Genomic DNA, 4,114 nt, shown 5'->3' with positions numbered 1-4,114 from the left:
GCTCGCCGCCGACTGGGCCGCGCCGCTCCAGGGGCGCTTCGACGTCGTCTTCAGCAACCCGCCCTACATCCCCAGGGGCGACCTGGCCGGCCTGATGCGCGATGTCCGCGATCACGAACCCATGCGCGCGCTCGATGGCGGACCGGACGGACTCGATGCCTACCGCCATCTCACCTTCCTGCTGCCGTCGCTGCTGGCCCCCGGCGGAATTGCGATCTTCGAAGTCGGAATCAGCCAGGATCGCGATATGCCCGCCCTCGCGCGCGCAGCGGGCCTTGACATCGCCGCGATCCGCACCGATCTCGGGGGCATCCCACGCGCCGTCCTGATGCAACGCGCTACGGCCTGAGCCAAAAAAACCATTTGGCAGACGTAGGATGAGAGAATAAATTGACCAGGAATGCAGGCAGGGGCCTTGACCCTCATGAAACTGCCGCATCCCGGATCCTGACCACATGACGACAGGTATGATCGCCATCGCGGGCAGGGTCGTGCATATCCCGCATAGCGGAATCGGGATCGTAAGCCGGGCGGCAGCCGGGCGCCAACTAGGACAATAGGGGACTGACGGTCCCGGCGGTCGCGGAACAGCGGCGATCGTTAACAGGAAAGTGCTGCGACACTTATGAATATGAAACGCATGCGGGGCCGGCACCATCGCTCTGGCGGCAGCAACGGCGGCGGCGGCAGTACGCGCCAGCATAACGGCCAGATCCCTCTCAACCGGAACCATGTCTTCGACAGTAACGGTCCGGATCTGCGCATCCGCGGCACCGCGCAGCAGCTATTCGAGAAATATCTTCAGCTCGGCCGCGACGCCAGCGGCTCCGGCGACCGCGTGATGGCCGAGGCTTATTTCCAGCACGCCGAACATTATTTCCGCATTCTTAACGCCATGACTCAGGCGGCGCAGCAATCGCAGCAGGAACGCCAGGAGCGTCAGGACCGCCAGCCCCGCCACCGCGCCAACACGGTCGAAACCGATGAAGGCGATCCGGCCGACCCCGCCGCCACGGACGACCCGCCGGCCGACAAGGACAAACCCGACATCCAGTTCGCCCCAGCGGAGATCTGACCCCGCGAGATCTGACCCCAAGATCCGATCCGGCGCGGCGGCGGGGGCCGCGCGGGCTCACGGCGGATCGGCCAGCACGGTCCTGATCGCCCCGGTCAGCTTCGCCAGCTCGCCGGGCGTGATGGTAAAGGACGGTGTCAGATAGACGATGGTCCGGAACGGCCTGATCCAGACGCCCTGCTCGACCAGCCGGGCCTTCAGCCGGTTCATGTCGCCGATCCGTTCCAGCTCCACCACGCCGATCGCGCCCATGACGCGCACGTCACGCACGCCAGGCAGGTGGCGGCACGGCTCCAGCTCCGCGCGCATCTGCGCGCCGATCGCCGCGACCTGTTCCAGCCGGGGCTCGCCGGCAAACAGGTCCAGCGACGCATTGGCACAGGCGCAGGCCAGCGGATTGGCCATGAAGGTCGGCCCATGCATCAGCGCATGCAGCGGATCATCCGACAGGAAGGCCGCGAAGACATGCCGCCGCGCCACGGTGGCGGCCAGCGGCACCGTGCCGCCCGACAGCGCCTTGGACAAGGTGATGATGTCGGGGACGATCCCGGCCTGCTCGCAGGCGAACAGGCTGCCGGTCCGCCCGAACCCGGTAAAGACCTCGTCCAGGATCAGCAGTACCCCATGCCGGTCCGCCAGGTCGCGCAGGAAACGCAGGCTCGCCGCGTCATGGAACAGCATGCCGCCGGCCCCCTGCACCAGCGGCTCGACCAGAATCGCCGCCACCTGTCCCGCCTCGCGCGCCATCAGCCGCTCCAGCGCGTCGCGCGACGCGTCGTCCCGCGGCAGGTCGGCAATGAAATGTTCGGGCAGCACGCCGGCGAACAGGCTGTGCATCCCTTCCTCGGGGTCACATACCGCCATGGTCGCCAGCGTGTCGCCGTGGTAGCCGCCGCGAAACGCCACCAGCCGGCTCCGCCCGCGCACGCCGCGATTCAGCCAGTACTGCACCGCCATCTTGATCGCGACCTCGACCGCGACCGACCCCGAATCGGTAAAGAACACCCGCTCCAGGTCGCCCGGCAGCAGGTCGGACAGCCGCCGCGCCAGGCGCAGCGCCGGCTCATGCACCAGCCCGCCGAACATTACGTGCGGCATGCGCGCCAACTGCGCCATCGCCGCCTGGCGGATATGCGGATGGTTATAGCCGTGGCAGGCCGTCCACCACGACGCGATGCCGTCGACCAGTTCTCGCCCGTCGGCCAGCCGGATGCGGCACCCCTCGGTCGCCACCGCCGGCAACGGCGGCGATACGGTGCGCATCTGGGTATAAGGCAGCCAGATATGGGGCAGCCCGGCCCCCAGCCAGTCCGGTCCGCTCATCGTCACTCTCCCCGGACCCAGGTCCGCAATTGACCGGCCCCCGGCGGTCCGGCAGAAAACGTCGCTTCATGGCAAACACCGCTTCATGACCCGTTTCGATCCCTATTTCCAGTCGGCGCTCGATGCCTTGTCCCGGCAGCATCTCCGGCGCGACCTGGCGCCGCTCGCCCATCACGGCCCGGCCATCGTCCGGCGCGACGGGACGGAATTGCTGAATTTCTCCTCCAACGACTATCTCGGCCTGTCCCGCCATCCCGCCTTGCGGGACCGCGCCATCGACTGGACCCGCCGTTTCGGCACCGGCAGCGGCGCCTCGCGCCTGGTCACCGGCACCACCGACCAGCATCGCCTGGTCGAGGAAAAGCTCGCCCGCTTCAAGGGGACCGAGGCCGCGCTCCTCTTCGCCTCGGGCTGGCAGGCCAACGCCGCCGTGCTGCCGTCGCTGTTCCGCCTGTCGCGCGAACAGGCAGGCGCCCCCGCGCTGGTCTTCACCGACCGCCTCAACCATGCCAGCATGCACCATGGCTGCCAGGCCGCCGGCGTCCGGCAGATCCGCTTCGCCCATAACGATCTCGACCATCTCGATCAGCTTCTGGCCCAGCGCCGAGGGCAGGCCGGCCTGCGCTTCATCGTCACCGAAAGCGTCTTCAGCATGGATGGCGACCGCGCCGACATCGCCGGCCTGCGCGCCCTGGCCGACCGCCATGAGGCCTTCCTCTATCTCGACGAAGCCCACGCCACCGGCGTTCTGGGACCGCAGGGCAGGGGCCTGTCCGCCCAAAGCGGGCATATCCAGAGCGGAAGCACCCCATCCGGCGGAGCCGATCTCGCCATGGGCACGTTCAGCAAGGCGATGGGCAGCTTCGGGGCCTATGTCGCGGGCTCGCGCGCCCTGTGCGACTGGCTGGTCAGCACCTGCTCCGGCTTCATCTACACCACCGCGCTGCCGCCCGGCCTGCTGGGCGCGATCGACGCGGCACTCGACCTGGTGCCCACCATGGACGCGGCCCGCGCCCACCTGTCCGCGATCTCCGACCGGGTCCGCACCGGCATCGCCGCCCTGGGCTGGGACACCGGCGCCTCGACCACCCAGATCGTCCCGGTCATCGTCGGCCCCGCCGACCGCACGCTGCAACTCGCCCGCACCCTCACCGACCACGGCATCCTCGGCAGCGCCATCCGCCCGCCGACCGTCCCCGCCGGCACCGCCCGCATCCGCCTCGCCCTCAGCGCGGCGCATGATGATTCGATGATCGACCGCCTGCTGCGGGCCCTCGCGGCGGGAACGGGGCCGGCATGACGGTGCCGGTTCCCGCCCCCTCCGAACGCCCCGGCCTGCTGCTGGTCCATGGCTGGGGATTCACCCCGGATTTCTGGAACCCGGTCCTGGACCGGCTGGACCATCCGGATCCCGTCACGCTCGATTTCGGCTTCTTCGGGCCGGACTCGCTCGCCGCGCGCCCAACCCGCCCCTTCGTTGCGGTCGGCCATTCGCTCGGCGCGCTCTGGCTGCTGCTGCACCGTTCCGAAGCCTGGGTCGGCCCCTGCGCCGGTCCCTGCGTGGGACTGGTGCTGCTCAACGGCTTCGCCCGGTTCGGCGCCGCCCCCGACTATCCGGCGGGCGTCGCCCCTCGCATCATCGACCGCATGGCGCACGGACTGGACAGCAACCCCAACGACGTCGTCGCCACGTTCCGCGCCCGCGCCGGCATCGCG

The 4,114-nt window shown here is 69.2% G+C and carries 4 protein-coding genes and 1 pseudogene; 4 read left to right on the top strand and 1 reads right to left on the bottom strand.

The features are described 5' to 3' along the window. Both HUK84_RS11660 and HUK84_RS11655 read left to right on the top strand, forming a co-directional pair. On the top strand, nt 1-349 hold a 349-nt coding region (locus HUK84_RS11660), incomplete at its 5' end, for a N5-glutamine methyltransferase family protein (RefSeq protein ID WP_374729324.1). Between the two features lie 276 nt (nt 350-625). Then, on the top strand, nt 626-1,075 hold the full coding sequence (locus HUK84_RS11655; RefSeq protein ID WP_176640442.1) for a DUF4167 domain-containing protein: 450 nt from the start codon (nt 626-628) through the stop codon (nt 1,073-1,075). A gap of 57 nt (nt 1,076-1,132) precedes the next feature. Here HUK84_RS11655 and HUK84_RS11650 read toward each other — a convergent pair whose 3' ends face one another. Next, nucleotides 1,133-2,398, bottom strand: a complete 1,266-nt coding sequence (locus HUK84_RS11650; RefSeq protein ID WP_176640441.1) for an adenosylmethionine--8-amino-7-oxononanoate transaminase — start codon at nt 2,396-2,398, stop codon at nt 1,133-1,135. An 85-nt stretch (nt 2,399-2,483) separates the two neighbouring features. On the opposite strand from HUK84_RS11650, the gene HUK84_RS11645 reads away from it, so the two are divergent. Continuing rightward, nucleotides 2,484-3,698 carry an aminotransferase class I/II-fold pyridoxal phosphate-dependent enzyme gene (locus HUK84_RS11645; RefSeq protein ID WP_176640440.1) on the top strand — a complete coding sequence of 405 codons (1,215 nt, stop codon included), beginning with the start codon at nt 2,484-2,486 and terminating at the stop codon, nt 3,696-3,698. Further along, a pseudogene (locus HUK84_RS11640) lies at nt 3,695-4,114 on the top strand (alpha/beta fold hydrolase); the annotation flags it as partial. The gene HUK84_RS11645 and the pseudogene HUK84_RS11640, both read left to right, overlap by 4 nt.

Source organism: Nguyenibacter vanlangensis (assembly GCF_013376155.1).
In the GTDB taxonomy this organism is placed as follows: domain Bacteria; phylum Pseudomonadota; class Alphaproteobacteria; order Acetobacterales; family Acetobacteraceae; genus Gluconacetobacter; species Gluconacetobacter vanlangensis.
This window is presented reverse-complemented; position numbering and strand designations above follow the sequence as displayed.